The sequence below is a fragment of the Cupriavidus necator A5-1 genome, from assembly GCF_000744095.1.
Taxonomy (GTDB): domain Bacteria; phylum Pseudomonadota; class Gammaproteobacteria; order Burkholderiales; family Burkholderiaceae; genus Cupriavidus; species Cupriavidus necator_A.
This window is the reverse complement of the sequence record NZ_JQLI01000008.1, coordinates 2,624,582-2,649,929: the sequence shown is the minus strand read 5'-3', so window position 1 is coordinate 2,649,929 and position 25,348 is coordinate 2,624,582. Positions and strand designations below refer to the sequence as shown.

Annotated in this window: 22 protein-coding genes and 4 pseudogenes; 17 read left to right on the top strand and 9 right to left on the bottom strand. The window is 60.9% G+C overall.

The window, feature by feature from the left end; translation table 11 throughout:
* Both K307_RS36220 and K307_RS46930 read left to right on the top strand, forming a co-directional pair.
* Positions 1-765: a Cof-type HAD-IIB family hydrolase gene (locus K307_RS36220; RefSeq protein ID WP_042885902.1), complete on the top strand. Its 765-nt coding sequence runs from the start codon at positions 1-3 to the stop codon at positions 763-765.
* Between the two features lie 19 nt (positions 766-784).
* Positions 785-2,218: an MFS transporter gene (locus tag K307_RS46930; RefSeq protein WP_196251637.1), complete on the top strand. Its 1,434-nt coding sequence runs from the start codon at positions 785-787 to the stop codon at positions 2,216-2,218.
* A gap of 103 nt (positions 2,219-2,321) precedes the next feature.
* Here the strand turns inward: K307_RS46930 and K307_RS46925 are convergent.
* Positions 2,322-3,125: pseudogene (locus tag K307_RS46925) on the bottom strand (IS5 family transposase).
* A gap of 755 nt (positions 3,126-3,880) precedes the next feature.
* Between K307_RS46925 and K307_RS48235 the strand changes: the two are divergent.
* The 8 genes from K307_RS48235 (at position 3,881) to K307_RS50065 (ending at position 7,873) form a co-directional block, all read left to right on the top strand.
* Positions 3,881-4,249, top strand: a complete 369-nt coding sequence (locus K307_RS48235) for a hypothetical protein (RefSeq protein ID WP_155301330.1) — start codon at positions 3,881-3,883, stop codon at positions 4,247-4,249.
* A gap of 165 nt (positions 4,250-4,414) precedes the next feature.
* Positions 4,415-4,972, top strand: a complete 558-nt coding sequence (locus tag K307_RS36205) for an acyl-homoserine-lactone synthase (protein WP_080745351.1) — start codon at positions 4,415-4,417, stop codon at positions 4,970-4,972.
* A 342-nt stretch (positions 4,973-5,314) separates the two neighbouring features.
* Positions 5,315-5,536, top strand: coding sequence for a hypothetical protein (locus K307_RS36200; protein WP_042885897.1), 222 nt, complete (start codon positions 5,315-5,317; stop codon positions 5,534-5,536).
* Positions 5,537-5,859: 323 nt separating this feature from the next.
* Positions 5,860-6,486 (top strand): DUF7011 domain-containing protein, encoded by a 627-nt coding sequence (locus K307_RS36195; RefSeq protein ID WP_419187195.1) that lies wholly within the window; start codon positions 5,860-5,862, stop codon positions 6,484-6,486.
* Positions 6,413-6,604, top strand: a complete 192-nt coding sequence (locus K307_RS51265) for a DNA -binding domain-containing protein (RefSeq protein WP_419187194.1) — start codon at positions 6,413-6,415, stop codon at positions 6,602-6,604. The genes K307_RS36195 and K307_RS51265 overlap by 74 nt, the downstream gene beginning before the upstream one ends.
* Before the next feature lie 192 nt (positions 6,605-6,796).
* Positions 6,797-7,156: a hypothetical protein gene (locus K307_RS50070; RefSeq protein ID WP_268989270.1), complete on the top strand. Its 360-nt coding sequence runs from the start codon at positions 6,797-6,799 to the stop codon at positions 7,154-7,156.
* Positions 7,108-7,311: a chorismate-binding protein gene (locus tag K307_RS50490; protein WP_268989267.1), complete on the top strand. Its 204-nt coding sequence runs from the start codon at positions 7,108-7,110 to the stop codon at positions 7,309-7,311. The genes K307_RS50070 and K307_RS50490 overlap by 49 nt, the downstream gene beginning before the upstream one ends.
* 43 nt (positions 7,312-7,354) lie before the next feature.
* Positions 7,355-7,873: a chorismate-binding protein gene (locus K307_RS50065; protein ID WP_051975326.1), complete on the top strand. Its 519-nt coding sequence runs from the start codon at positions 7,355-7,357 to the stop codon at positions 7,871-7,873.
* A gap of 201 nt (positions 7,874-8,074) precedes the next feature.
* Here the strand turns inward: K307_RS50065 and K307_RS50060 are convergent, their stop codons facing one another.
* Both K307_RS50060 and K307_RS36180 read right to left on the bottom strand, forming a co-directional pair.
* Positions 8,075-8,542 (bottom strand): hypothetical protein, encoded by a 468-nt coding sequence (locus K307_RS50060; RefSeq protein ID WP_230626290.1) that lies wholly within the window; start codon positions 8,540-8,542, stop codon positions 8,075-8,077.
* Positions 8,520-9,239, bottom strand: a complete 720-nt coding sequence (locus tag K307_RS36180; RefSeq protein WP_051975325.1) for a YdcF family protein — start codon at positions 9,237-9,239, stop codon at positions 8,520-8,522. The genes K307_RS50060 and K307_RS36180 overlap by 23 nt, the downstream gene beginning before the upstream one ends.
* A gap of 411 nt (positions 9,240-9,650) precedes the next feature.
* Between K307_RS36180 and K307_RS36175 the strand changes: the two genes are divergently transcribed.
* From K307_RS36175 to K307_RS36165, 3 genes and pseudogenes are all read left to right on the top strand, one after another.
* Positions 9,651-10,364 (top strand): autoinducer binding domain-containing protein, encoded by a 714-nt coding sequence (locus tag K307_RS36175; RefSeq protein WP_042885894.1) that lies wholly within the window; start codon positions 9,651-9,653, stop codon positions 10,362-10,364.
* A 511-nt stretch (positions 10,365-10,875) separates the two neighbouring features.
* Positions 10,876-12,156: pseudogene (mgtA, locus tag K307_RS48670) on the top strand (magnesium-translocating P-type ATPase); the annotation flags it as partial.
* Positions 12,157-12,182: 26 nt separating this feature from the next.
* Positions 12,183-12,884 (top strand): hypothetical protein, encoded by a 702-nt coding sequence (locus K307_RS36165; protein ID WP_042885893.1) that lies wholly within the window; start codon positions 12,183-12,185, stop codon positions 12,882-12,884.
* 499 nt (positions 12,885-13,383) lie between these two features.
* Here K307_RS36165 and K307_RS48215 read toward each other — a convergent pair.
* Positions 13,384-13,931: pseudogene (locus K307_RS48215) on the bottom strand (IS5 family transposase); the annotation flags it as partial.
* 354 nt (positions 13,932-14,285) lie between these two features.
* Here K307_RS48215 and K307_RS36155 point away from each other — a divergent pair.
* Genes K307_RS36155 through K307_RS36145 form a run of 3 tightly spaced genes read left to right on the top strand, consistent with a single transcriptional unit; the run spans position 14,286 to position 18,997 of the window.
* Positions 14,286-15,470 (top strand): efflux RND transporter periplasmic adaptor subunit, encoded by a 1,185-nt coding sequence (locus tag K307_RS36155; RefSeq protein WP_419187209.1) that lies wholly within the window; start codon positions 14,286-14,288, stop codon positions 15,468-15,470.
* Positions 15,467-17,464: a MacB family efflux pump subunit gene (locus tag K307_RS36150; RefSeq protein ID WP_042885890.1), complete on the top strand. Its 1,998-nt coding sequence runs from the start codon at positions 15,467-15,469 to the stop codon at positions 17,462-17,464. Before K307_RS36155 ends, K307_RS36150 begins: the two co-directional genes overlap by 4 nt.
* Before the next feature lie 51 nt (positions 17,465-17,515).
* Positions 17,516-18,997: an efflux transporter outer membrane subunit gene (locus tag K307_RS36145; RefSeq protein ID WP_329955947.1), complete on the top strand. Its 1,482-nt coding sequence runs from the start codon at positions 17,516-17,518 to the stop codon at positions 18,995-18,997.
* Positions 18,998-19,836: 839 nt separating this feature from the next.
* On the opposite strand, the gene K307_RS36140 is transcribed toward K307_RS36145, so the two are convergent.
* From K307_RS36140 to K307_RS36125, 4 genes and pseudogenes are all read right to left on the bottom strand, one after another.
* On the bottom strand, positions 19,837-21,249 hold the full coding sequence (locus K307_RS36140; RefSeq protein WP_042885889.1) for an alginate export family protein: 1,413 nt from the start codon (positions 21,247-21,249) through the stop codon (positions 19,837-19,839).
* A 113-nt stretch (positions 21,250-21,362) separates the two neighbouring features.
* A complete protein-coding gene (locus K307_RS36135; protein ID WP_042885888.1) occupies positions 21,363-22,040 on the bottom strand; it encodes a hydrolase in 678 nt (225 codons plus the stop codon).
* Between the two features lie 71 nt (positions 22,041-22,111).
* Positions 22,112-22,974: pseudogene (locus K307_RS36130) on the bottom strand (pirin family protein).
* Positions 22,975-23,463: 489 nt separating this feature from the next.
* On the bottom strand, positions 23,464-24,201 hold the full coding sequence (locus tag K307_RS36125) for a type IV toxin-antitoxin system AbiEi family antitoxin domain-containing protein (protein WP_042885887.1): 738 nt from the start codon (positions 24,199-24,201) through the stop codon (positions 23,464-23,466).
* Between the two features lie 79 nt (positions 24,202-24,280).
* Here K307_RS36125 and K307_RS36120 point away from each other — a divergent pair, with 79 nt between their 5' ends.
* Positions 24,281-24,901 carry a DUF2239 family protein gene (locus K307_RS36120; protein ID WP_042885886.1) on the top strand — a complete coding sequence of 207 codons (621 nt, stop codon included), beginning with the start codon at positions 24,281-24,283 and terminating at the stop codon, positions 24,899-24,901.
* A gap of 16 nt (positions 24,902-24,917) precedes the next feature.
* On the opposite strand, the gene K307_RS36115 is transcribed toward K307_RS36120, so the two are convergent.
* A complete protein-coding gene (locus K307_RS36115; protein ID WP_042885885.1) occupies positions 24,918-25,319 on the bottom strand; it encodes a hypothetical protein in 402 nt (133 codons plus the stop codon).
* Between the last annotated feature and the right edge of the window lie 29 nt (positions 25,320-25,348).

The window sequence follows — 25,348 nt, the reverse complement described above, 5'->3', positions numbered from 1 at the left end:
ATGGATTTGGACGGATCCACTCTTATTGATAGTATTACGGTGGCAAGATCACTTGTCGATCTGATTCAGCACAATCCTGATGTGCATTGGGTGATGGTCACCGGCCGTTCATATGCCAGCGCCATTGCGACGGAGTATGGGAAGCTCCTCTGCGGGAACAGCCTGCATGTTTTCGATGGGGGCGCAATGATAGCAACTCTCGAAGGATTGGTGCTCCATCGCAGCGTCATGTCGAAATCAGACATCGAGAGGTTAAATGTTCATTTACAAGCGGATTTTGGAAGCTATGTCTTCGGAAGCAGCGGCACGGGTTCCGGATTCGTGTGCAGCACAGATACTTCCATCGAGTTTCCACAGGTATCAAGGTTTACCGAAAGCCTGTCGACCTTCATGCATTGGGCGCTTTCGGAAAGCGTCCAGAAAATTTCAGTATCGGGAATTGACCCTGCGGGGATCCCTGAACAACTCAATCACTGCAAAAGCGGGCCGGTGTTGGATTTTCTGCCTCCCGGCATAAGTAAGGCTTCGGGTGTTCAGAATGTTCTGTCGATGCTTGCCATCAGACCTCAAGAAGCGGCATTCGTCTTCAACGATCAGAATGATCTCGCAGTCATAGAAGATCCGTCCCTACGAGGTATATATCTAATCAAGGTCGGCGAGGAGTTGCCTCAGATCCCGGCCCATGCACGAGTGAACACTCCGAATGACGTTTCAACATTACTGAGCGACTGGCTATCGATCAACCGACCAGAGCGTGCGCGGTAATATCAGAGGAGAAGAGGGAGTGTGCACTCAGAAGTCGATTGCGACTATTATAGCTCCAATCCTCCTTGGAGTCCTGATCACTACGTTAGATATACAGCTAGTGAGCTTTGGCCTTCCCAGCATTCAAAAAGGATTGAATGTCTCACTTGATGAAGGTCGCTTTGTACTGATTGCATATACGACGCTGCATGGCTGCATGCTATTGGCAGGTGGCGCGCTTGGAGACAGGTTTGGCCGGCGCACCTGTTATAAAGCAGGTTTTTCCCTTTTTCTGACCAGCTCACTCATGTGTGCAATGGCATCTAAGCTTGAGTGGCTTATGTTGTTTCGCGCAATCCAGGGAGTCGGGGCTGCACTGCTGGTTCCGCAGATTTTCTCCTCGATAAATGATGTAGTTGCCGCCGAGCATCGTCATCGGGTCCTTTGCTACGTCGCTGCCACTCAGGGCCTCGGCATGCTGCTTGGTCCATTGGTTGCTGCTTGGTTTATTGAATATGAATCGACCGTAGATCCGTGGCGCCTCCTATTTCTCGTTAATATTCCGATTGGAATAGCCTGCCTGGTTACCTCAAGCTCACTTCCATCCAAGAAGACAAATCAACGTACAAACGGACATCGATATGACTGGGTTAGCGGCCTGCTGCTGGCGTACCCGATGGCATTCACCCTGATACTCGTGTCCGGCATAACGGCTCTCCGCTGGTCGATCTACACCCTCGCTCCAATGGCTCCGGGGCTTGTAGCAATAGCCATTCACCTATGGCGACGTCATAACCAGAAGAAATCTGTCGAGGATTCCCGAACACGAGCCATCCGAAGAATGCCAAATGGGTTCTATATTGGCTCCGCGAGCATCGCTCTCTTCTATCTTTCCTACGGCTGCCTTCCAGTTCTGCTGACGACATTCCTGCAAGTGGGAATGCGGACGCCACCACTGACCGCAAGCTACTATTTTTTGCCTCTTTCGGTTGCGTTTGCGCTATCTTCTATAATCAAATCCATATCCAAGAGGCATGATTGGATGTTGGTTTATGGATTTACACTTTATCTTCTCGGATTGTTGACTTCCATAGCGGTATCAAATTCAGCAAGTCATCATGAAGTATTCTTTATCTCTCTCTTGCTGGTCGGTGCAGGCCAGGGGATAGTCGTCCCCGTCATAATCAGCAATACGCTTTCACGATTGCCGCCATCGCTTTCGGGATACGGCTCTGGTTTAATGGCGACATGCCAGTTAATCGGCACGACATTGAGCATCGGAATTATTGGGGCGTTCTTTGCTTATTCCACAAAAATCATCGATTCAACTCCCCATATGCAAGCCTACGGAGATGCATTCAGGAATGCACTCACTTTGTGCCTTATTCCCGCAGCATTCAGCGCTGCACTACACTACTCTTCCCATATATTAAAAAGCTCGGATGACCAATTATTCGACGAGGATCGCGCATAATTAGTCGCGCCTGAACAATTCGGATTGTGGGCCTAGCTACCAAGGGAGGCCCCCCGGCTCTGCCCAATCCACCCAAGATAAGCCTCAGCAAGCCTTAGAGCCGCTAACAAAACTCCTCAACGAATCGGGAGCAGATAACAGCGCAGGCGAGCGTGAGCAGAGCAAGATGGATATCGAGGCGACGCTCGAAGCGAATGCGCAGCTTGCCGAACGCGGCAAGCCAGGCATGCGTGCGCTCCACAACCCAGCGATGTTTGCCGAGGTGGTGTTTCTTCTCGATGCCACGGTGGGCGATTCGTGGGCCGATGCCTCGCTTGCGCAAATGCCGACGACACCGTGCGAAGTCATACCCCTGGTTGGCGTGGAGCTTGTCCGGGCGGCTTGGCGGTCGGCCGGACAAGGCCAAGCACGGACGGAATCGCATCGACCAAGTCCTCGAAAACAACCGAGTCGTGCCGATTGGCGCCGGTCACGACCAGCGCCAAGGGAACGCCGCGCCGGTCTACAACGAGATGTCGTTTGCTGCCGAGTTTGCCGCGGTCTGTGGGGTTCGGGCCGGTCTGCTGACCCCCCGGGGGCTGGCCACTGCCGCGCCATCGATGCTCGCCCGACTCCAATCGATCTGGTCATGCTCACGCAAGCGGGTCAGCAAGGCCAGGTGCAGGCGCTCCCAGACGCCGCTGGCCTGCCAGTCACGCAGGCGACGCCAGCAGGTCATGCTGCTGCCGAAGCCCAGTTCCTGCGGCAAGTCTTCCCTCGGAATCCCAGTCTGCACTACAAACAAGATGCCGTTTAGCGCTGCTCGGTCGTCCAGTCTGGGTCGGCCGCCTTTTGGCGAGGGTTCTACCTTCGGCAGCAGCGGCTGCAATGCCTTCCACAATTCGTTGTTGATCCTCTTCCGTGCCATGACACATGGCAACGCTCAACAGCCATGTGACGATGACACGGTTTTGTTAGCCACTCTTATAGGCGGCATGTGGATGAGGCTTATGGCGAGGCGGTCGAGGCTTGCTGCAATCGGGTCGCACACGATGGGTACTTGTGGCGATCAATGCCAGGGTGTCGGGTGATGTTACGGCCCAGCTTGGCTGTTGGGAAGGGGCTATAGCTTGCGGGAGGAAGCCCGCAACGGTGAACGCTAATGTGTATTGCGACTTGAGCCGAAAGCAAGTCGGCGTAGGTGCTGCAGCGGCTGTGGCCGGAGGGTCGGCGCTGTGCATGACAGCGTCGAGCGGCGGGTGCGCGGACTTGATGACCTTGCGCGCCGCCCGGTCGCGCCGCAACCGGTTGGTCTCGTCCCATGTGGTGGCAAAGTACGGACGGGAGGTCATCGACCGGGTCCGGATGGCCCTCGCGCTGGTTACTTCTACGCAATCTGGCAAGCGTCGCGCGGGAAGCCGCCCAAATTCGGCTCGAGGAGATCCTTGCGGCCATGGACTGATCATGGCGCTCCGCCGTGCATAGCGTCATCCTGGCGGGCGACTGCTGCGTTTATTCGACGGCGCACGCTTTTGGTCATTTACTCGGCCGTTCACTTGGCCGGGGCCGCGAGGGAAAAACCGCGCGGCGCGCGTCGTGCCGTCCATCGCCAGCGCAGAAGAATAAGACGACCGCTGACAATGGTCCGACCACGCCCCTGCTATGGTTCACCTAGGTATATAAGTGGATACGCCTCCCAAGGCGATTGTTCTGGCCGCTTCGGCCGCTTTCCTCCCCGTGAATGACCCCGCCACCATGGCAGGTTCAATTGTTTTCGCCCGGTTTTTGGATGGCCGCTCGCGCAGCCGGGGCGCGCACGGCCGTCTGCGGAAGCTGCAGCGTGTCATGCATTGCGGTTTCGTACTTCAACCGCTGCGCACACCCTTGTGGGTCGGCGCACGGCGGGACGCCCAGCCGCGTAGAGCTGAGTTGGAACAACTGGTACCCGGCTGTCTGTTTGAACCCATGCGCGACCAACTTGGCCGCATCGATGACCTGGGCAAGAAAATCCACGACCAACGCTTAACTTGGCGGCTGCGCCAATCTCGCTGAGATCTTCGCGCATCGGCTCGCGATCTAACCGATCGTGCCCATCAGACCCCTCAGTTTTGACGGTTGCTCCAAGATCGGAAGAGGGGGTCTAATCAGGGCACAGCAGAGAGTTGGGGGAATAGCGTGCGTATTATCTCAGGGGACTCGACCCACTTGCAGCCAGCCATGATGACGCGCCTTGCGCGTTATCGGCACGAAGTCTTTGTGCAGCGCCTGGGCTGGACACTCCCTTGTCCCGACGGCCTCGAACTCGACCAATTCGATCGTGAAGATACAGTATACCTGGTGGCGCTAAACAAGTGCACTGGCGCGATTCGTGGCTCGGCGCGCTTGATGCCGACCACGCGGCCCTACTTGCTTCGAGAGATATTTCCGGTACTGCTCCACGACGCGCCTGCGCCGACGTCTGCGGACATCTGGGAATTGTCACGCTTTGCGGTGGTGGACCTCGAGGCGCCAGCGTCGGCACGCAACGGGCAGTTTTCCTCGCGTGCTGCCACCGCACTACTGCGCGCGACACTGATTTGCGCGGCGGAACTCGGCGCACGCGAGCTGGTGTCGGTATCCCCGATCGGCGTAGCGCGTCTCCTCAAGCGTGCGGGCTTCGTTGTCCAGAGCGGGCCGCCTGTCACGATGGGCGGGAAGCGTCTGTTTGTTTGCCGTATCAATGCGTTGCAATCCCCGGGGGAAGGGACACCTTGTGTCAAGGGTCACTGTGCCTGACGGGCGCCATCTCGGCCAATGGTCGATTCGGCTCAACCCGCATCAGGTGGCAGAGCTCGCGCGATGAACGAGATCCTGTTCCTGGCGCTCGTCAGCCTCATGATGAATTCCTCTGCGGAATGCCCAAGTGCCATCGACAGACCGGGGGCAAAGCAGGCGTCCGAGCATGCGGCGCCTCGGCAGCCGGTCCGCGAGACACGTCAATGTGGTGAGCCGCGCCGCGACCGACCCAGGGGACGGGACGACCCTAGCGGGGACCGATACGATAGCGTTGCCATGGGGCGCGGGCATGGTGCCCACCACTAGTCCACATCCGTTCTCACCATTTCGAGGAGGTTCCGTATGCAAAACATCATGCTGCTGACGCTCGCTACATTGGCCGTGAACTGTGGGTCCTCGGGCCCCGTCGAACTTGAATCCCGTTTCGATCCACATCTGGCCAAACCGCAGGTGCTCCGCCCCGTGTTCAAGCCCTGCATGCAAGATGATGGCAAAAACGGCGCGGCTCTCTGCTACCCTGTGCTCACAATCAAGCATCGCACCGTCGACAAGGACAAGCGCTAGCGCTTGTCTGCTTGGGAAGCCGTCACACGTGCTTGCAAGCATCGGTCTGGCGTCGGACCCGTGGGTCAACGTACTGATCGCACGTGACGGACGTGTCCGCGCATCGCGTCGCAGGCGCGCTCCACCATATGACACGATGAAAGATACCGTCACGCCGCCCGGGCCTGATGGCGGTGACGAGCGGTTGTGTAGCTCTTCAAAGTCAGGCGCAGCCATGCGCCGTCGTGCAGCGGTCCTGATGCTGCGCTGGCAGACCGTCGATCCAATTTGCGTTGGGCGTCGCGCCGGTCTGCGCCGCACATCCTATTTAGAGCAATGGTGCCATGACAACAAGACCGTCCTCACCGCAGTTTCGCGCGGCTGCGTACCTCTACGTGTTGCACCTCGATCAGCCGGCGCTGGCCTGGGAGTATTTGCGACGCCATCCGGACTATCGTGACGACCGGTCGTATCGCCATCAAGGCATGGGGTCGCTGCACCGATGGGGTCTGCGCAAGTTCGAAGATCCGCGCCTGGATGCGCGGGACGCTCATCCTGTCTGGTTTCCCGACCACGACAGCGTGCTGCACTTGTATCCCGATGCGGACCCTGCGCCGGACGTGCGTGTATTCGACTTCTGGAAACTTTCCGGCGAGAAACATCTTCTTCATGACGGTCGCCGCTTGATGTTGCCAGGTGCGATCGCCGAGTTGCACTGTGCGTCTGATGCTGGCGCGGGCGTTGGAAGATGGTATGGCGTACGCCCTCGCCGTCAGGTGCCGAAACCGGGCGGCATCCGGTGCCTGTCGGACGGTGGTCGCGACGGCATCGTGCATGTGTGCCGGTGTGGTCGCGGGAAGTCACGAGGCAGCGCGCCGACCGCGACCGAACCGGACCATGCTCGTCCACATGCAAACGCTGCAGGCCTTGGACGGCGCCCTGACCGGCGCGTCTTGTCGGGAGATCGCTGAAGTCATGATGGGCCCCGTTGCCGTCGCAAGGCAATGGCATGCCGACTGCGCGCTGCGCTCGCGCGTGCGCCGCATGGTCAAGCGCGGTGAAAGACGGATGGGCGGCGGCTACCGCTAGTTCGCACAGTTGGACCTGGCCGATGATGATCCGGCAAAGCGTATGCGCGGCTCGTCCGTCAAAAGGGACGTTGACGGGAAGCGAGCATGAGCACGTGTCGATTCGAGAATGCGATTGCCGGCGAGGCACTCGCACTGTATGGGCTGCGCCGCCGCATCGTGCGCGCGCACGGCCGTCGATCTGCCCGGGGCCATGGATGCCATCGAGGCTGCCCGCCGGCAAGGGTACTGGACCGCACTGCTATTGTCCTTCTCGCTCGGGGAACGGCTGGAGCCCGCTGGTTGCGCCAATCCCAGATCGCGAGCACTGCCTACGGTGCGCCACGGCTCAGCGCGCTCGTCGTCGATCGTACTGATGTGGAACACGCCTGGCGACCTGTGGACAATGGCCGGACGGCAGATGATCCGTCCCCGGATGCATCTGGGGCTGTACAAACAGTGGATCGACCGTATCAAGGGGCGGATCGAGGTGGGCAACGTCTGCCAGGTCAATTTCACTTTCCGATGGATGTTGCGATCGTGGGATGCCCCGCTGTGCTCTATCTGGATCTGATCCATCGCCATCCCGCCGCCCAAGCCGCCTACATCTGCGATGAAGGCCGGCAGATTCTCTCGTTCTCGCCGGGACTCTTCCTGGGCCGGGAAGGCGCTCGGCTTACCAGCTGTCCCATGAAGGGGACGGCGCTGCGCGGATCCCGTGCAAGATGACAAATGCCGGGCGGACGCTGCATGCGAGCGCGCAGAGAATGCGATGATCGTGGGTCTCATGCGCTACGACATGGGGAAGATTGCCCGCGTGGGTTCGGTCACGGTCAGCGATCTGTTCGAGCTCGAGTGCTATCTGTCAATCTGGACGATGAACTCGACAGTGCGCGCTGACGTGGGCCAGGCTTCGCTCCTTGAACTCCTGCGCGCATTGTTTCCATGTGGCTCTGTCACCGGCGCCACGAGAATCGCGTTTATGCGGAATATCGTGCGCTGGAGAGCTGGAATCGCGGCCTGTATTGCGGGCGCATCGGCTGCATGGCGCCCAGCGGCGATTTTTCCTCGAACGGTTGCCATCCGCACGCTCGTCATCAAGGGCAGCGGACACGGGGTGTATGGCGTCGGGGCGGCATTGGCGCCGACTCCGATGCGGAGCTCGAGCGGCTCGAATGCCAATGGAAGTCCCGGATTCTGCGGGCCGGCGATGCGACCGTGTGGGCCAGAGACTGGCGGGCCGCTGCGGCTTGAAATGCCAGCACCGATCCACCGTGCTGGCGCCGGCTGAGGGTGCCGTCGCAATCCGGCGGTTTCCCTTCAGGCGTCACATCGTGTTGGCGCGCAGTGCGCGGCAGCTTGCCCCATCGTATTGCGCAACCTCGAGTTTACTGCGCTAGTCTTTTTCCTGTGTCACTCATTCCCCTGCGCCATCTCTGGGAAAAAAAAGGAACCGCCGTTCGGCGCAAACGGTCTTCCTCTCGCCGACACCCTATGGGTAGGTGAAGATGCATCTATTCCCGGTCGGACGGCCGATGACATAGACAATGCGCTTCTCGTCGTCGAACATCGCATGCGGTTCATATTCCGATGGACGCACGCAATACACATTGCGACGGCCGTAGGCGGCGCCGCTCACGAGCGCCTTGACGGCAGCGTGAAATTCGTCGCCCACCTTCTGGGGCGGTGCCGGAAAATTCACGACACCGTTGAACGTGCGCGGCTCCCAGATGAGCTCGTAGTTCAGCGTTGTGGCCCATTGACGGATGGCTTCGATGGTGGAGGAACAGTGTGCCGCTGTCACGCTGAAGGCGAGGGCGGAGGAGGGTATCGCAAGCAGTGCGGCCGATGCGCAAGCCGCCAGCATCGGAAGACGGGGCGAAGGGATTATCATGGTTTCAAAAGGAACGCATAGGACGACGCGGCGTAGGGTGGTTTCACTGGTCGGCAGTCGCGTCATCAGCCGTCAATCGACAAGTTAAAAGACAGAACACGCGTTGGTCGCCGTTGGTCACGATGGGGGGCGCCCGCAACACGTGCCGTCGCAGCCGGAATCGGCGTTCGATGACCTCCACCTCGGCGAGGTAGCCAAGCCTGCGGTACGCCAGGATCTTCCTGGTCTCGTGCAGGACTAGATATCGCAGCGGGATTGCCGTCCACCATGGATGGTGCGGCACGCCGAAGTAGTTCACCGCGAAGCAGGAGACAAGTTCGATCTCGGGCCACTGCCTCTTGACGGTCATCACATACCGCCGCGTGGCGTAGAGCTTGCCGATCAGAAGGGCATCGCGCACGCCGTATGCCGCAAGAAGGCGGCGCGTGTATCGCACGTTCTCGCCGGTGTTCTGGGCCTGCTTTCCCAGAATAATCTTGTTGGCGTCCGTCCCGGCGTGCGCCAATTCACGCGCAATCTCACGCGCTTCACTGAGAGCATGGCCTTGTGTATGACCGCCGGAAATGACAAGCATTTCAAAATAGCCCGCGGCTGATAGCGATAACGCGGCATCCACGAATTGGGACTGCGCATGGCCACTTCCGAATAGCAGCGCATAACGATGCGGCGTGATCTCGGCGTCGGGACAAATGTAGTTAAAGATGCGGTTTCTATGGCCGAATCGCTTCCCATGGACCCGCGGATTTGTATCGTGAACAGGCATCGGAAAATGTCAAGGCACGGCGATTTTCAATGTCTATGCCAAGCCATTTTTCTCGGCATGACAGGCGGCGAACGGCGCCAAAAAAGGTGCCTCCGAAGAACATACACTCGTGCACAGTACGCAGTCCATACGAAATAGGAAACCTCTCAATTTTGATAGGCACCTTCCGCGCTGACGTGCGCTTGTATTGCGGACCCGTACGATTGAATTGGTGGTGTCAATGAAATTCATATGGATATGAATTGAATTCACCAACTTGTATGGAGGCAATCGATCGCCCATAATGAACCGTCGTTCACGAGACGATCTGATGTTCGAAGTATTGCAGTATGGGGGTTGCTGGTATGAGAAAGATAAGAAACATGTTGGACCTCGCATGAGGGGGATGTGCGGGCAAAGTGGGGTGAGACCATGAGACATTGGCTCGCTGATTTGCTCATATCCATCGACGGCGTACGGTGCGAGCACGCGATATTCGACGCAATCCGGAAAGTGGCGGCGAGGCTCGAGTTCGAGTACTGCGCCTATGGGCTGCGCACACCCTGGCCGGTGTCGAGACCGTCGACGCTGATGCTGAATAACTACCCCGTCGTCTGGCAGGAGCGATACGTGCGCCAGAGATATCTTGAGATCGATCCCACCGTACGGCGCGGTGCGCAATCGGATGCGCCCTTCGTGTGGACACCCGCAATATTTGCGGCCACGCCCAAATTCTGGGAGGAGGCGCGGAGTGCTGGCTTGCGTGTGGGCTGGGCCCAATCGTGCCTGGGTGGCGCGTCACATGGTGGGATGCTCACGGTGTCGCGATCCGCGACGGCGCTTCTCGATTTCGAGCGCAGGCACAAGGAAGCGGACTTGCGCGTGCTGACGGCCGTCGCCCATCTGCGGCTGTCGCAAGCCATGTTGCCGAGCCACTTCGCGCAGCGCGCGGGGACACTGACGAGCCGGGAAACCGAGGTGCTCAAGTGGACGGCTGATGGAAAGACGACGCTCGAGATTGCCTACCTCCTGTCCCTGTCCGAATGCACCGTGCGCTTTCACGTTCGCAACATCATCACGAAGCTCAACGTGGCCAACAAAACCGCTGCTGCCGTCTATGCAGCCATGAACGGGATGCTCCGATAGGGGCGTATTGCGTGGGCGCAGTGGCGCCTCCGATCGGCCCGGCCCGGTATGACCTGTCAGTTCTGATGGTTGTCGCGCACCGCATAAGCAGCATCCAATGCAAGGGATTTGTCTGGCAGGCCGTGCCTGCAGGCACATCGCTTTGCAATGCCGTCACGTCATGCACCCGCGATGCATTGTCGCCTCGTGGGTGGTGTCGACTGTGCGTGCACTGGCGAGCCGCCCGATGGAGGGCAGGCAGGGGACGTCATGGCGGATATGGAGATGCGTATGGAGGAGGGTAAGTTGTTCAATGGTCCGCAGTCGACCAGCGCGATCGCGCTGGACCCCGAAGTGAGCGCGCTGCGACAGGCGCTGGGACCGCGTGCAAGACGACGCTCGCCAACACCTTGCTCTCCGAGATGGCAGGCACGGCAGAGGGCGTGCTTGTGCTGGAGGATCAGGCCGAGCTTCAATGCACGACACGCCACCATGTGCCGTTGCGCACGAGTCCAGGGGGCAAAGCATGGGCGAGCTCGTCTGCGCGGCCGTGAGAATGCGTCCCAACGGCGATAGCGTTTTTCCGCTTGACGCTGCCGTGCTCGCCCGCATTGCCGGCCTGATCAGGGAACTGAACCAGGAAGGCTTACGGATATTGGCTGTTGCAACGCGCACGTTTCATGCGCTGAAAACAACATATAACGTAGCCGACGAGAGCGAACTGACACTGGAAGGTTATATCGCCTTTCTCGATCCCCCCAAGGAAACCACCGCACCCGCGCTGCAGGCGCTTGCCAGGAACGGGGTCGTTGTGAAGGTCCTGACGGGCGACAACACGCTGGTCACTCGAAAAGTGTGCCGTGAGGTCGGGCTTGTGATCGATGGCGCTATTGAGGGGCATAGTATTGATGCCATGGATGAAGCCGCATTGTCACAGGCCGTGATGGATCACTCTGTGTTCACCAAACTGACGCCACTGCATAAGGAGCGCATTGTGCGTTCATTGCGCAGTCACGGGCTTGTGGTAGGTTTCCTCGGTGATGGTATCAACGATGCGCCGGCATTGCGGGCTGCAGATATCGGGATTTCCGTCGATTCAACCCGTGGATATTGCCAAGGAAGCCGCCGACTTGATCCTGCTCGAGAAGAGCCTGATGGTGCTGGAGGATGGCGTGGTCGAGGGCCGCAAGACCTTCGGCAACATGCTCAAGTACCTGCGGATGACGGCCAGTTCGAACTTTGGCAATGTGTTTTCGTTGCTGGTGGCCAGTGCCTTCCTGCCGTTCCTTCCGATGCGGCCAATCCACCTGCTGGTGCAGAACCTGCTGTATGACATCTCGCAGATCGCCATTCCCTTTGACAGGGCGGACCGCGAGCTGCTGGAGAAACCGCAGAAGTGGAACCCTGACGGACTGAACTGTTTCATGATCTTCTTCGGACCAATCAGCTCGGTGTTCGATATCGCAACCTATTGCCTGATGTGGTTCGTCTTCGACGCCAACACCGTGGCCCAGCAGACGCTGTTCCAGTCCGGCTGGTTCATCGAAGGCCTGCTGTCGCAGACGTTGATTGTGCATATGCTGCGTACCCGCAAGATTCCCTTCCTGCAGAGGCCGCCTGGTCGTTGCTGTCGATGACCGTGGCGATTATCGTGACTGGCATCGCGCTGCCGATGGGCCCGCTGGCACACTACTTCAAGTTGCAGGCGCTGCCACTGGGTTACTTCCCCTGGTTGCTGACAATCCTGCTCGCCTACATGACCATGACGCAACTGATGAAAGGCATCGTTGTAAAACGCTATGGGTGGCAATAAGGTGCGGCGATCCCAGGGAAGCTAAAATGAAATACGGACACGCAACGCTGGCAGCCATCGTGCTGGCAGCCAGCCAGCCGGCGATGGCAGCTCGCCCGCTCATCACGGACGATGCGCGGATCGTCGACCCCAAATCCTGCCAGCTGGAGTCATGGATGCAACTCCAGTCCGGCGGCAATGAGTTCTGGGCATTGCCCGGGTGCAATCCGACCGGCAATCTCGAACTCACGCTGGGCGGCTCCCTGCAGTGGGTGGATGGCGGTCTGGATGCCACCAATGTGCAATTCCAGGGAAAAACCTTGCTGAAGCCGCTGGAAACCAACGGCTACGGCATCGCGCTGGCGGCAGGGGTCGTGCATCACCCGAACGCCGAGGAGCGAAAGCTGTTCGGCAACCTGTACGTCAATGTGCCGGTGTCCTTCTCGTTCGCCGATGACCGCTTTGTCATGCATCTGAATATCGGAGCCAATCGCGACACGGGATCTGGCCAGAGCAGGCTGACCTGGGGCGTCGGCACCGAGACCCAACTCCACCCTCGTGTGTACGTGGTCGCGGAAACCTTTGGGCAAAACAAAGGCAACCCGTCCTTTCAGGCAGGATTGCGCTTCTGGGTGGTGAAGGATCGTGTGCAGGTCGACACGACCTACGGCAACGTGTTCGGTGGTGGCACGGGAGAACGGTTCTTTACGATTGGCCTGCGCCTGCTGTCCCCGGCATTCCTGCCGTAGCGCTCATCGCTATGGTTTATCCCCCGGAAACGGACGGTCTAAGCTCGGACACAGTCAATGGCTGTACGCCGAGCCTTGCCCATTTCCGGCCAGAACCGGCCGGTCAGTCATCCCCTGAGATCTGAACAGGAGAAAACGTGCGGGAGACGCTCCATCATTTTGATAGGTTTCGGCCCAGCCGTGCCGCCTCTATCCCGGCGATGTTAAGGAGGGTGCAGCGCCGAGTTGATCGTGTGAGCGTGGCCAAGTGAATTCGATGAGCGATTCCACCCGAATTCGACGCGAAATTCGGTGCGAGCAAGGGACGTTATCGCCCGTGTTTCAGGCCGTTGGCCAGAATCCCGGCGCATTCACTGCTTGGCACCTGGCTGAAGTCGATGCCGCATCATCCACAGATTGCTCAAGGCAAACAGCGTATGCAGTTGCTGCGTGTTCTTCATCAAGCCCCGGTTACCCATGTGAGTGAACTCGTTTGTTACCCATGTGGTTGTTCCGTACAGAGGCGGCGAAACAGACGCTCAACTTCGTTTCTGCGCTTGTACATCTCGCGATCATATTCCCGTGGTTCAAGGCGATTGCTTTTTGGCGGAGCGACGGGAATAAAACCCAGGTCGAGCGCGAGTTGTCGCGTCTCGTCGCCTTCATACGCCTTGTCCATTAGCAGGTGCAGTGGCCGATTGGGTCGCCCAAGGCTTTGGAGCATTGCACGCCCCTCGATGCATCACCGGACTGGCCGGGTGACAGCGCGAACGTTATGGCCGTTCGAGCATCCGCGGCAACCATATGAATCCTTGTGGTCCATCCGCCTCGGGATTTTCCAGTTGCTTGGGGTCCGTTTTCCTTTTTAATGCACCGATACCGTCAGGATGAACTTTTACCGCCGTGCTATCCAGCGAGACCGCTTCGATCCTGATGCGAACGATCTGCGCACGCTGCAATTCGGTGAACACGCGATCCAGCACGCCGCTCTTGGACCATCGGTTCATCCGCATGTAGACCGTGTGCCACTGGCCGAAGCGTTTTCGGCAAACCGCGCCACTTGCAGCCGTAGTTCCAGCGAGTAGCAGTCCATCGGCATGAAAAGTCGCAAACTTGAAGGTGCTTCCGGATTGCAGATCCGAACTGACTGGAGATTGTGGGCGGCGGGGGCAGGCTCAGACCGAGGAATTGCTTACGAATTCGTCGGCGCCCGGCGCCATACCCCGCCGCGCACCTCTCAGTTTTGATGGTTGTCGATGCGCTGGATAAGGCGATCTAATTCAAGCCTACCACAGCGATTGAGGGAAGCGTGCGTATCTCAAGGGACTGCGGCCGGCGATAACGACGGGCGTGGCATTGGTTTGGCGCCTTGATCTCAATTGTCCATCGAAACGCACTTGCCGATCGAGCGTCCCCATGAAGATTCTGTCGTTTCGCCGTCGCCATCTGGTCGTTGGCGTCGCTGTATGTGCCTTGATACTGGCCATCGCGCTATACCAGGCCTTATCGACAAAGTCATTGCCATATACCGCTGCGCTAGTGGAACGCAGGGACCTCGAGCTGGCGGTTCTGGCCGTCGGTTCTCTCCAGCCATCCCAGCAGGTCAAGGTGGGGGCTCAGGTCGGCGGGCAGATCAAGGCCTTGAAAGTCAAGCTTGGCGACAGGGTAATCAAAGGGCAGTTGCTTGCCGAGATCGATTCGGTGCCGTCACGCAACGAGCTGCGCCAGAAGATCGCCAATGAAAAGGATGTGGTCGCGCAGAAGACTGAGACTGTCGCGGCGCTGGCAAAAGCCGAACTGGCATTGCGTCGTCAGCGCAGATTGCTGGCCATTGACGCCTCCTCGAGGCAGGACTTCGAGGCGGCGAGAGCGCTGGTCGACGAGCAGCGGGCAAGGCTCGCCGCGTTCGATGCGCGGATCGAAGGCGCTCACGCTCAGGTCGAGATTGCGCGCGCAAAGCTGGGCTATACGCAGATTGTCGCGCCAAGAAATGGCGAGGTGGTTGCCATCGTCACGCAGGAGGGCCAGACCGTTATCGCCAGCCAGCAGGCGCCGGAGATTCTCAGAGTGGCCGATATGGACGCGATGACCGTGCGAGCGCAGGTGTCCGAGGCCGATGTGGTCCGCTTGCGCCCGGGACAAACCGCGTACTTTACGATCCTGTCCGACCCGGACGAACGCTACTACGGAAAACTCCGTGCCATCGAGCCGGTGCCCCAGGGCTTCCTGGACCCGCCTGGCTCTACCTCGGGTACAACCGGCGGACAATCATCCAAGCCAGGCGCTGCGGTTTTCTACAACGCGCTATTCGAAGTACCGAATGCCGACCGGCGCCTGCGCATCTCCATGACTGCACAGGTGAGCGTGCTGATCGCGACAGTGAGGCAGGCGCTCAGCATCCCAGTCGCCGCGCTGGGCGACCGGATCGCCGACGGTCGCCATCTGGTTCGCGTGATCGGTCGCGACGACCGCGTCGTCGAGCGCGCGGTCCACATTGGTCTGAACAACAACGTGAACGTCGAAGTGCGCGAGGGTCTCGCGCAAGGCGAACGCGTTGTGACGGGCATGGCCGATCCCGAGACCTCCACGACAACGAGCCAAGGATGAATGCCCCGCTGCTGCAGTTGACGAACGTGACGCGCCGGTTCCCTTCCGGGGACCGCGATGTGATCGTGCTCAGGAGCATCAACCTGTCGATCGACGCAGGCGAATTTGTGGCCATTGTGGGCGCATCGGGCTCCGGGAAGTCGACGCTGATGAATATTCTCGGGTGCCTGGACCATCCGAGTAAGGGCAGCTACCGCGTCAATGGGCGGGAAACAAGTGACCTCGGTCACGACGAGCTTGCCTATCTGCGGCAACGTCGCTTCGGATTCATCTTCCAGCGCTACCAGCTCCTGACGTATCTCGATGCTTGGGCCAACGTCCAGATGCCGGCGGTTTACACCGGCACCGGGCAGGGCCCGAGGCAGGCGCGTGCGCTAGAACTCCTTGGCCAGCTAGGACTCGGAGAGCGCGCCCAGCACCGGCCAGGTCAATTGTCGGGCGGCCAGCAACAGCGTGTCAGCATTGCTCGCGCGTTGATGAATGGGGGGGACGTCATCCTTGCGGATGAGCCAACGGGTGCCCTCGACGCCGCTAGTGGCCAGCAAGTGATGGAGATCCTTCGGGATTTGAATGCGCGCGGCCACACCGTGATCGTCATCACGCACGATCCCAGCGTCGCCGCGCATGCACGCCGTGTCATCGAACTGCGTGACGGAGAGTTGGTCGCGGACTCCCGACAGAGCGCCGTCTCTCGTGGTGGGACGTCTGCTGAAAACGCAAGCGCGATGGCGTCGCACCGCCAGGCCGAACCAGCCGCATGCGCTGAACCGTCGCTGGGCGATTTCGACCAGCCCCGTCTTGGCAGCTTTATCGAGGCGTTACGCATGGCGTGGCAATCGATGGCGTCCCGCCGGTTGAGGACGATACTCACGACGCTTGGCATCACTATCGGTATCGCATCCGTCGTATCGATCGCATGGATCGGAGAAGCCGCCAGGCGGGACACCCTCCAATCATTTGGCAGCATCGGGACGAATGTCATTCGGGTCTATTCTGGTCGGGACTGGGGGGATCCTCAGGCGTCGGAAATCCGGACGCTTGTGCCGGCTGACGCTGCAGCGCTTGCCAAGGAGGTATTCGTCGACGACGCGACGCCGGAAACCTATCAGAGCGTCACCGTGCGTTACCGAGGCGTCGATGCCACGGCGAACGCGAGCGGGGTCGGGGCGAACTACGCGCGGATGTACGGGGTAAGGCTTCTCGAGGGCGCATGGTTCGGACAAGCCGCCGTGCAGCGCCGCGCACAGGTCGCGGTCATCGACGAAATGTCGCTCCGCAAGCTATTCACTGCCACCGGGACCGCGCTGGGAAAGATCATATTGGTCGACAACGTCCCCTGCGTCGTGATCGGCGTGGTCGCCACGAACGTGGGCATGCAGCTTGACCGGCGGCAATTGAACGTGTGGTTACCCTATACCACCGGCAGTGACCGGCTCTTCGGCCGGCAGCATGTGGAACTGATCGCCGTACGCGGTCACGAACGCTTTCCTGGGAAGCTGGTCGAGGACGGTGTCGAGAGACTCCTCCTGCAGCGCCACCGTACGAAGGATTTCATGACGATCAACATGGACGAAGTAGCCAAGACGAGGCTGAAGGCCAAAGCCGTGCTCACGCGCATGTTGCTGACGGTCTCCGTGATCTCGCTGATTGTCGGCGGGATTGGTGTGATGAACAACATGCTCGTTTCCATCGCGGAGCGCACACAGGAAATTGGCATCCGGATGGCCGTCGGTGCAAGACAGCGGGACATCCTGATGCAGTTTCTCTGCGAGGCGGTGATGGTGTGCCTGCTGGGTGCCATGCTTGGCATCGGACTGGCGCTGCTGGTGGGCCTCATCCTGCCATTGCTCGGCCAGCAGACCAGGATGGCATTCACCATCGAGCCTGTAGTGGTGGCAACGCTATGCTCGACGCTGGTCGGCATCGTGTTTGGCTATCTCCCTGCCCGGAATGCCGCCCGCCTGAACCCGGTTGACGCGCTAGCCCGCGAGTGAGATGACGCCATGATAGGACACGCACCAAGGCGGCTACGCGGATCGAGCTGGATGGGCGCCGCGTGCATTGCTGCATCGTTGGCAGGCTGCTTGCCCGCCGGCCAATTTCTCCCGCCCGCCGTGGAAGTCCCGTCGCAATGGCATCAGTACGAAGGCGGTGGCGGGGCACAGACACGCACCCCTGCGCCGCGGGCTGGCACACCGTCCGAAACTGTGCCGTACGACTGGTGGCGAGCTTTCGGAGATGCCACTCTGGATCGATTGGTGGAGGACGTGCTGGCCGTCAACAGCAAGCTGGCCGCCGCGGCGATCCGCATTCATCAGGCCCAGTTGCGGGCTGGTATCGCGGCCGGCAATGTGTATCCAACGGCTTCCGGCGGAATAGGGCTCGACGCAAGCCGCGAAGCCGGGGCTCCCAGGGTTAGGGGTAATTATTCCGTCTCGATGCATTACGAGCTGGATCTATGGGGCAAGCTGGCTGCCGAACGCGACGCCGCGCGCTGGGCCGCGAGGGTCACGGAGGCACAGCATGAAGCGATCAGAATCACGCTCATCGGCGATACAGCGAGGCACTACTGGCAGATCGGCTACCTGAATCAGGAGCTCGTTCGCAACGAGGCGGATATGGCCAATGCACAGAGGACGCTCGCTGTGGTGCGTGGTCGGCATGAGGCCGGCGCCGCGCATGGTCTGGATGTCGTACGCGCCGAGCAAGGTATGGCGACGCTGGAAGCGCTGAAGCTGGACCTGCTGGCGCAGCGCACGCGGCATCGCAATGACCTCGCGATCCTGCTGGACCGCCAGCCGCAGGCCTGGCTGCACGAACCTCGGCATTTGCCTGACGGGCCCTTGCCGGGCGTACCCGATTCTCTGCCCGCGGACCTGTTAGGCCGCCGCCCCGACCTGCGCGAGGCCGAATTCGGGTTGCGCCAGTTGCTGGCACAAGTCGACAAGGCCCGGGCGGAGCTGTATCCCACTTTCTCGCTCACGGGTAGGGCCGGGCGCTCCAGCGCCGGCCTCGTGGGTTTCCTGTCGAACCCGATTCCGGGGATCGGACTTGACATTGCGCTGCCATTGCTCGACTGGGGGAAGCAGAAACAGGAGGTAAAGGTGTCGCGCGACGAATATGAAGCGAACGTCGCCAAATTCAGGGAAAAGTGGTACACCGCCTTGGGCGAGGTGGACTCTGCGCTGTCCGCGCGCTGGCAACTCGGGCAACAGCGGGACCTGCATGCCCTCTCCCTGGTGCGGGCGCAGCGCGCGGAAGCGCTGGCTCGTGCTCGCTTCGTGGCGGGGCTGTCCGACGTGGAGCCCTGGCTGACGGAGCAAAGACAACTTCGTCAGCAGCAGAGCGCTTGCGCGAAGAACCGCCTGAACCGATTGAACAATCTGGTGAGCCTGTACAAGGCGTTGGGCGGGGGTGTCTCTAGGGGTTTCCGGAACAGTCCGCCGAGGCGCGGACTCCTTGGGGAAAATTCTAGGGACAAGCCAGCCGCATGGGCTGCCGAATCGGGCTGCCTGCGCGGGCCTTAGCGGTGGATCAGCCATCCGCCGCGCTGCGCGGATCTTGCCGTACATTGCGGCGGCTCGGCGCACGATCCCGATAGTCGGAGTGAAATCGGGTTCTTTGGGGACTATCAGCCACTATCGAAAAGCTGCCGTGACGTATTGAGAAATACGTCACGGCAGCTATCGGTGGCTATCGCCGGCCAGCGGAACAGGTTGGCGGTAGATGTGGCGGTAGAACCCTGAGGCCGGATTAACGCCCTCCCGTTTACTATCCAGACCAAATCGGTCTTTGACGGTAAAAATCTCCTCGGTAAGCTGAGTTTTTGCGGATTTTCGGGCATCAGCAGGTCTTCTGGCCCCTGCCGGTATAAGCCGTCACGAACAGGGGGAAAAACCTCGATGCGCATGCAGCAGCATCTTTCCGGTCATGCAAGCGGCCAGCTCCGCCAGGAAGCTGCGCACCACTGATACGGGACGCCGGGATGAACTTCAGATTCCACTTCACCGTCTGCGCGCTGATATTGAGTGCGAGAGCAATTCGCTTGTTAGACAGGGACTGCTCCAGCAGCGCGAGCGCCTAGCACCCGAGGCATTTACGCACGCCGGGACCGGCGGCGCTCCAAGAAGACCGCGCATGTAGGCAGCGAGCGCTGCGCGCACCTTGCGCTGCTGTCCGCGCTGAACGCCCCCGATATCGGGGTGGGTTGGTGCTTGTCGCGGCCACGCATCATGTCCGGCGAGTACCGCTAGCTTCAGCGCCGTTCCCCGGCCTCTTCCCAGTACCCGCGGGCAACCATCATGCGCCGTCGAACTGGTAAGACGCTGACGCGTGGGTGCATTGCCGCTCCCTGATGTGCCTAGCCTCAGAACATATAAGCTGCCGCCACATACGTGAAATTGGTATTGCGTCCGCCAACCGCACTCAGCACCTTGGCCACATCCACATCCACATGCACTAGGCCGGCATTGATCACGATATGCCGATCCATTTGCCAGAACACATCGAAGGCAAGCTGGCTGCCCGTGTAGCGCCCTTGCTTCCCCGCCGTACCGGCGATGGGAAACGCCACAGCCGTATAGACCGCGTCATTGGCGGTCTGACGCCAGATGAAGTCCCACGACAGCGTGAAGCGCAGACTCGCCGTCGGCTTCAAGGTGAGTGAAGGCTGAAGGTCAATCACATTCGATGCGCCGAGCAGGCCTGCCTGGTTGAAATACGCGAGCTTGGGAAACAACCCGCCATAGGTGCCAAGCTTGCCATCGCGCGGATCACGGTCGCCGCTGCCGACGGTGGCCTTGAGCCCGGCGCGGGCGTCCCAATCGGCCATCTTGAATGCATAGCCGGTATCGGTAGAGAAACCCCAGGCAAGCAGATTCTGCTGGCCGAAGCTGCCGAACTGCGCCAGCGCTTCCCAGTCCCAGTCCCACCGGCCGTGGCTGCCGAACACACGCCCACCGACCGAATGCCTTCGCTCCACGCCCGTTCCGACGCTGTACAGGGCCCGGCTGTTCTCGAAGCCGAGGTAGTAGAGATCCACACCCGAATTCTCGATGAACGTCTTCGGAAAGGTTGAATAGAGACCCCAGAAGCCTTGCGCGTGGTTAGGCTGGTCATCGAAATTGCCGGCCTTCAGCAGTACCGGGCGTGTGGCAAACGCATCCAGCCTCAAGTCGCCCAGCTTGCCGCCAAGGCGGGCACCGTCGAAAGCGCGCCTGACGTTGGGCGCATCGCGCACGGAAATCAGGCGTTGGGAGCCAAATGCCATTTCCTGACGCCCAACGCGCAGGACCGGCAGCTCGGAAGCGGGAACCGGTCTGTCCGCGGTAGGCAAGCGTATGTCGACAAAAGCCTGCTGCACATCCTGCCGGTCTTCATATGGCGGCGTGGCGATGTCCTTGCCGAATGCGAAGTGGTTGCCGAGCTGAACGAACCCACGGACATAGTCGCCAGCGTGCAGGTCGGCATGGAGCAGGATGCGATGCAGCAGGTAGCCGTCCGCGGCCGGGCCCGGCACGCCGAAGTTGGGCGCGGAATAGTTTTCGAAGCGTTCCCGGATTTCGCCGCCCAGGCTCAGGTAGGCGCCTGGCGGGCCTATGGGGATGAACTTGATCGGGTCCCAGGGGTCGCTCCGCCTGGCCGGATCCTGCAGGTAGCGGTAGTCCTCGTTGTAGCGGAGGAAGCTGTAGGCCGGGGCCGGCCCTTGCGCGCTGCCGTGGCATGGCATGCCCGCCAATGCCAGGGCAAGCGCCAGGGTAGGGATGACGGTGCATGTCATGTCGCTGACGAATCATGTAGTGACGCTGCGCGTTGCAGCGCCGCCAATCCAGGGCCCGCCTCGGCCGCTGCGCCCCATCCGGCATGGCAGCGAGGGCCATGCCGCGCCGGGGATCAACGTGCCGAGTCCAGGACCTCGCCGTTCTTTTGCACGTCCTGTGCCTTCATGTAGCTTTCGATCAGCAGCTGATAGGCCGGGAAGATCTTGGTGTAGACCTCAGCCCATTGCTGTGCATCGTCACGGTGCCAGGTTTGCTGCAGTTCGGACGCCACCGCGGCCGTGTCCATGGGGACCACGCCTGCCTGGACCACGCGCGCCAGCGTGATTTCCTGGGCCATCTTCGAGTACGTGCCCGAGGCGTCCACCACGGCGAACACCCTATAGCCTTCCGCTACCGCGCTGAACGCCGGGAACGCCATGCAGACGCTGGTGATGGTGCCCGCGATGATCAGCGTCTTGCGCCCGGTCGCCTCGACCGCGGCAACAAAGTCGGGATTGTCCCAGGCATTGATTTCACCTTTGCGGGCGACGTACTTGGCGTGCGGGGCATTCTCGTGGATCTCGGGAATCAGCGGACCGTTGGGACCTTGCGGCACCGAAGCGGTCGTGATGACGGGCAGCTTGGATAGCGTCGCCATCTTGGCCAGGGCGGCGGCGCGCAGGCGCAGCTCCGGCATGGGCATGTCGCCGACGGTCTGGAACAGGCCGCTCTGGTGGTCGATCAGCAGCATGGCGGTATCGGCCGGGTCGATGGCGGGGCGCTTGCCATTGAAGTTTGCGGGTTGGCTCATGGTGTTGCTCCTTGTCAGAAGGGCGTACTGGGGAAAGAGGCCCGCCGCGCCCGGCGCTGCCGGAGGGAAGATCAGGCTGCTGCAGGGACAAGGCGGCCGCTGTTGTAGTCGCTCACGGCCTGCCGGATTTCTTGCTCAGTGTTCATCACGAACGGGCCGTGGCCAACCACGGGCTCCTCGATGGGTTCACCCGCGAGCAGCAGCACGGTAGCGTCGGTGGAGGCTTCCAGCGTCACGCTGTGGCCGGTGCGGTCGAGCACAACCATTTGCGCCTCGCCGGCCACGGTGTCATCGTTGATGCGCAGGCGGCCGCGCAGCACCACCAGCGCTGCGTTCCAGCCGTCGGGCAGCGGCAGCGCCGTCATGCGCCCTTGCGCCAGGCGCAGGTCCCACACATCGGGGTGAAAGTTCGCGCCGGGCCGGCATGTTCGCCGTACTGCCCGGCGATCACCCGCACCGTGCCTCCGCCGTCGGGCAGCGCCACGGACGGGATGTCGCGCGCGAGGATGGCCTGGTAGCCTGGCGCCGTCATCTTCTGCCAGGCGGGCAGGTTGACCCAGAGTTGCGCCATCTCCAAGGCCCCGCCGTCGCGGGTGAACGCCTCGGAGTGGAATTCTTCATGCAGGATGCCGGCACCTGCCGTCATCCACTGCACGTCGCCGGGGCCAATCACACCGCCCTGGCCGGTCGAGTCGCGATGCGCTACCTCGCCCTTATAGACGATGGTGACCGTTTCAAAGCCACGGTGCGGATGCATTCCAATGCCGCGCGGCTGTTTGGCGGGGGCAAAATCGGCTGGCCCGGCGTAGTCCAGCAGCAGGAATGGGCTGAGCTGGCGGGCGTGGCTCCGGTAGGAGAATATCGAGCGCACCGGGAAGCCATCGCCCACCCAGTGCGGACGCGGGGCACTGTAGATACCGAGCACTTTTTTCACCTTGAATCTCCTTGTTGCCGGTTGCCGACTGTGTGGTGGCGGTGGAAGGAGAATAGGTCCGGGGAACCTGACCGAGTAGGCAGGGAGATTTGACCTCAGAGTTCTATTTGGTGAACGATGGATAAGGCGAAAGTGACGCGAGAGGCATTGGCCAAGTGGCTGCCGCCGGTGCCAAGGGTGGCGGCGGATGCCGCGACGCGGTTGACATACGAGCCTCTGCAGGTCAGATCAGTTTCTACCTGTCGGCGGTTGATGCCCTGATGAAAGCCGAGGCCGACCTCGCCCCGCAAATCGCTCCATCTCCGCGCCAGCAAATGCTCTGCGCGGTTGACGGTAAATGCGACGGTAAGGTCCCAGGTCGATCACAGCCAATCCCTTTAACCACGCGGGTTTAGGTGGTCTGTTGATGAGGGCGGAGCGTGTCATCAACGAGAACAAACGGTGCGACTTGCGTGAGCAATCGTGCGGTGTCGAGGTAAATCTGGTTCATCAAGGCTTAAGCACCAGCAATCCATCCGCGGAACGAGACACCCAGGCGCGGGCGCTTCCGGTGGGCAATTCGGTGGGGTCAAGCTTCTCGGCCCAGGGCGATGCCAGTCCTCGGCCGATCTCCAGGCACAGGCGAACAGTCTTGACGCTTGTGCATCGCTGTAACAACTCTCGCAGCACGCCGGCGCGGAGGCCATAAGAACTCTCTCCAAGTTCCCGCGCTTCCTGCAGCGATTGGCGCACGCCCACTTCACTGAGGATTTCAAGGAAGGCGCGTTCCGGTGCCGAAACCCGAGGGGCATTCAGGCGCTTCTCATATGGATCGGCGTGAAGCGGGGCTGTTGGGTGTTCCTCAAACAGACGCTTGCGATGGTATTCGGCGGGAAACCGATCCATGAACCACTCCGGCAGGCGACCAGCGGTCCAGCCGTACAGGGTCAGTACGGGCCTTTGCGCTATGTACTGCCTGACGCCATACCAGTCGAACGCGGACATGCCGCCGACATGCAGGCCGTCGATCTGGCGTTGCAGTACAAGCAGGCAAGGATGTAGCTCTAATTTATCCGCGGGGCGGGCGTAGAGGCCGCGCGCAAGCCTCGTGAGCCACCCCGCGCGCGCATAGTGGACGGCAAGGTCGGCAGAGATGCCACCCGCAGCCAGCTCGGCGGACGTCAACGGCGTTCCAGAGGGCCAGCTGGTGTACAGGGACTTTAGTTTAGTTCGGTTTATCGTAGTCACACTACGATTTTTAGCAGCAAAGCAAACTGTCGGCCAACCCTTGTGTTTTATCCGGGTAATATTCCTATGGGTGCTACCAATGACAGACGCAATCACTCCTTCGTACACCACCTTCGACGGTCACCGACGCATTGCCGCCGGAACGCTGCAGGCCAATGCACTTGCGTGCAAGCGCGCGCTGGAGGGTGGTGCGCCAGGCCCAGTGCTGGTTTTTGATGACAGTACCGGCCGCTCGGTCGATCTCGATACGAGTGGCACTGACGAAGCTGTACTGGCGCGCACGGCCGAACGTGCTGGGCAACTACATGCGCTATCGACGCCTCCGGAAGACGACACCGATACCGCGGAGACCCCCGAACGCCGCGGCCGCGGCCGCCCGAAACTGGGCGTGGTGTCACGCGAGGTGACGCTGCTGCCGCGCCATTGGGAGTGGCTGGCGGCGCAGCCCGGCGGCGCGTCGGTGGCGTTGCGCAAGCTGGTCGAGCAGGCGCGCCGTGATAACGCGGACAAGGACCGCAGCCGCCGTGCGAGCGAGCGTGCCTACCACTTCATCTCGGCGATGGGGGGCGACTTCCCCGGCTTCGAAGAGGCGACGCGGGCCCTGTTCGCGGGCGATCTGGCAGGTTTCGCGGAGCGGACGGCGGTATGGCCGGAGGATGTGCGCGACCACGCGCTGCGGCTGGCCGATGAAAACGCCTGACCCGCCGCGTTGAAGATCAGATCCCGCCCAGCAGATCATGCGCATCCACGATCGCATAGGCGATCTCGGGGTGCTGCTCCATGCTGCGGCGGATCGCGGCCGGAATCGATTGCCGGATCTTGCGACACAGCCCGGGCTGTTCCTGCACCTGGATATTGATGCCGCGCACCGTGCGCACGCCGCGCGCGCTGGGAGTGATCGTCAGCACGATGCCCAACTGAGCTTGCATCAGGCCCTCCATCCGGCGCAGCTCGTCCAGGCTGGTCAGATTTTCGAGCCGCTCGACCAGCCGCTTTTCCTCGGGACGGGTGAGCCGCAGTACGCGCAGGTCGGCGTTCGGATCACTCAGCAACACTTCGCGCCCGCAGATACAGGCGCCAGGCGGGCATTCCGTGCGAAGGGGGAACGGCGCGTTCATGTGGGGTGCGGCCGGGAGGCCGCCTGATG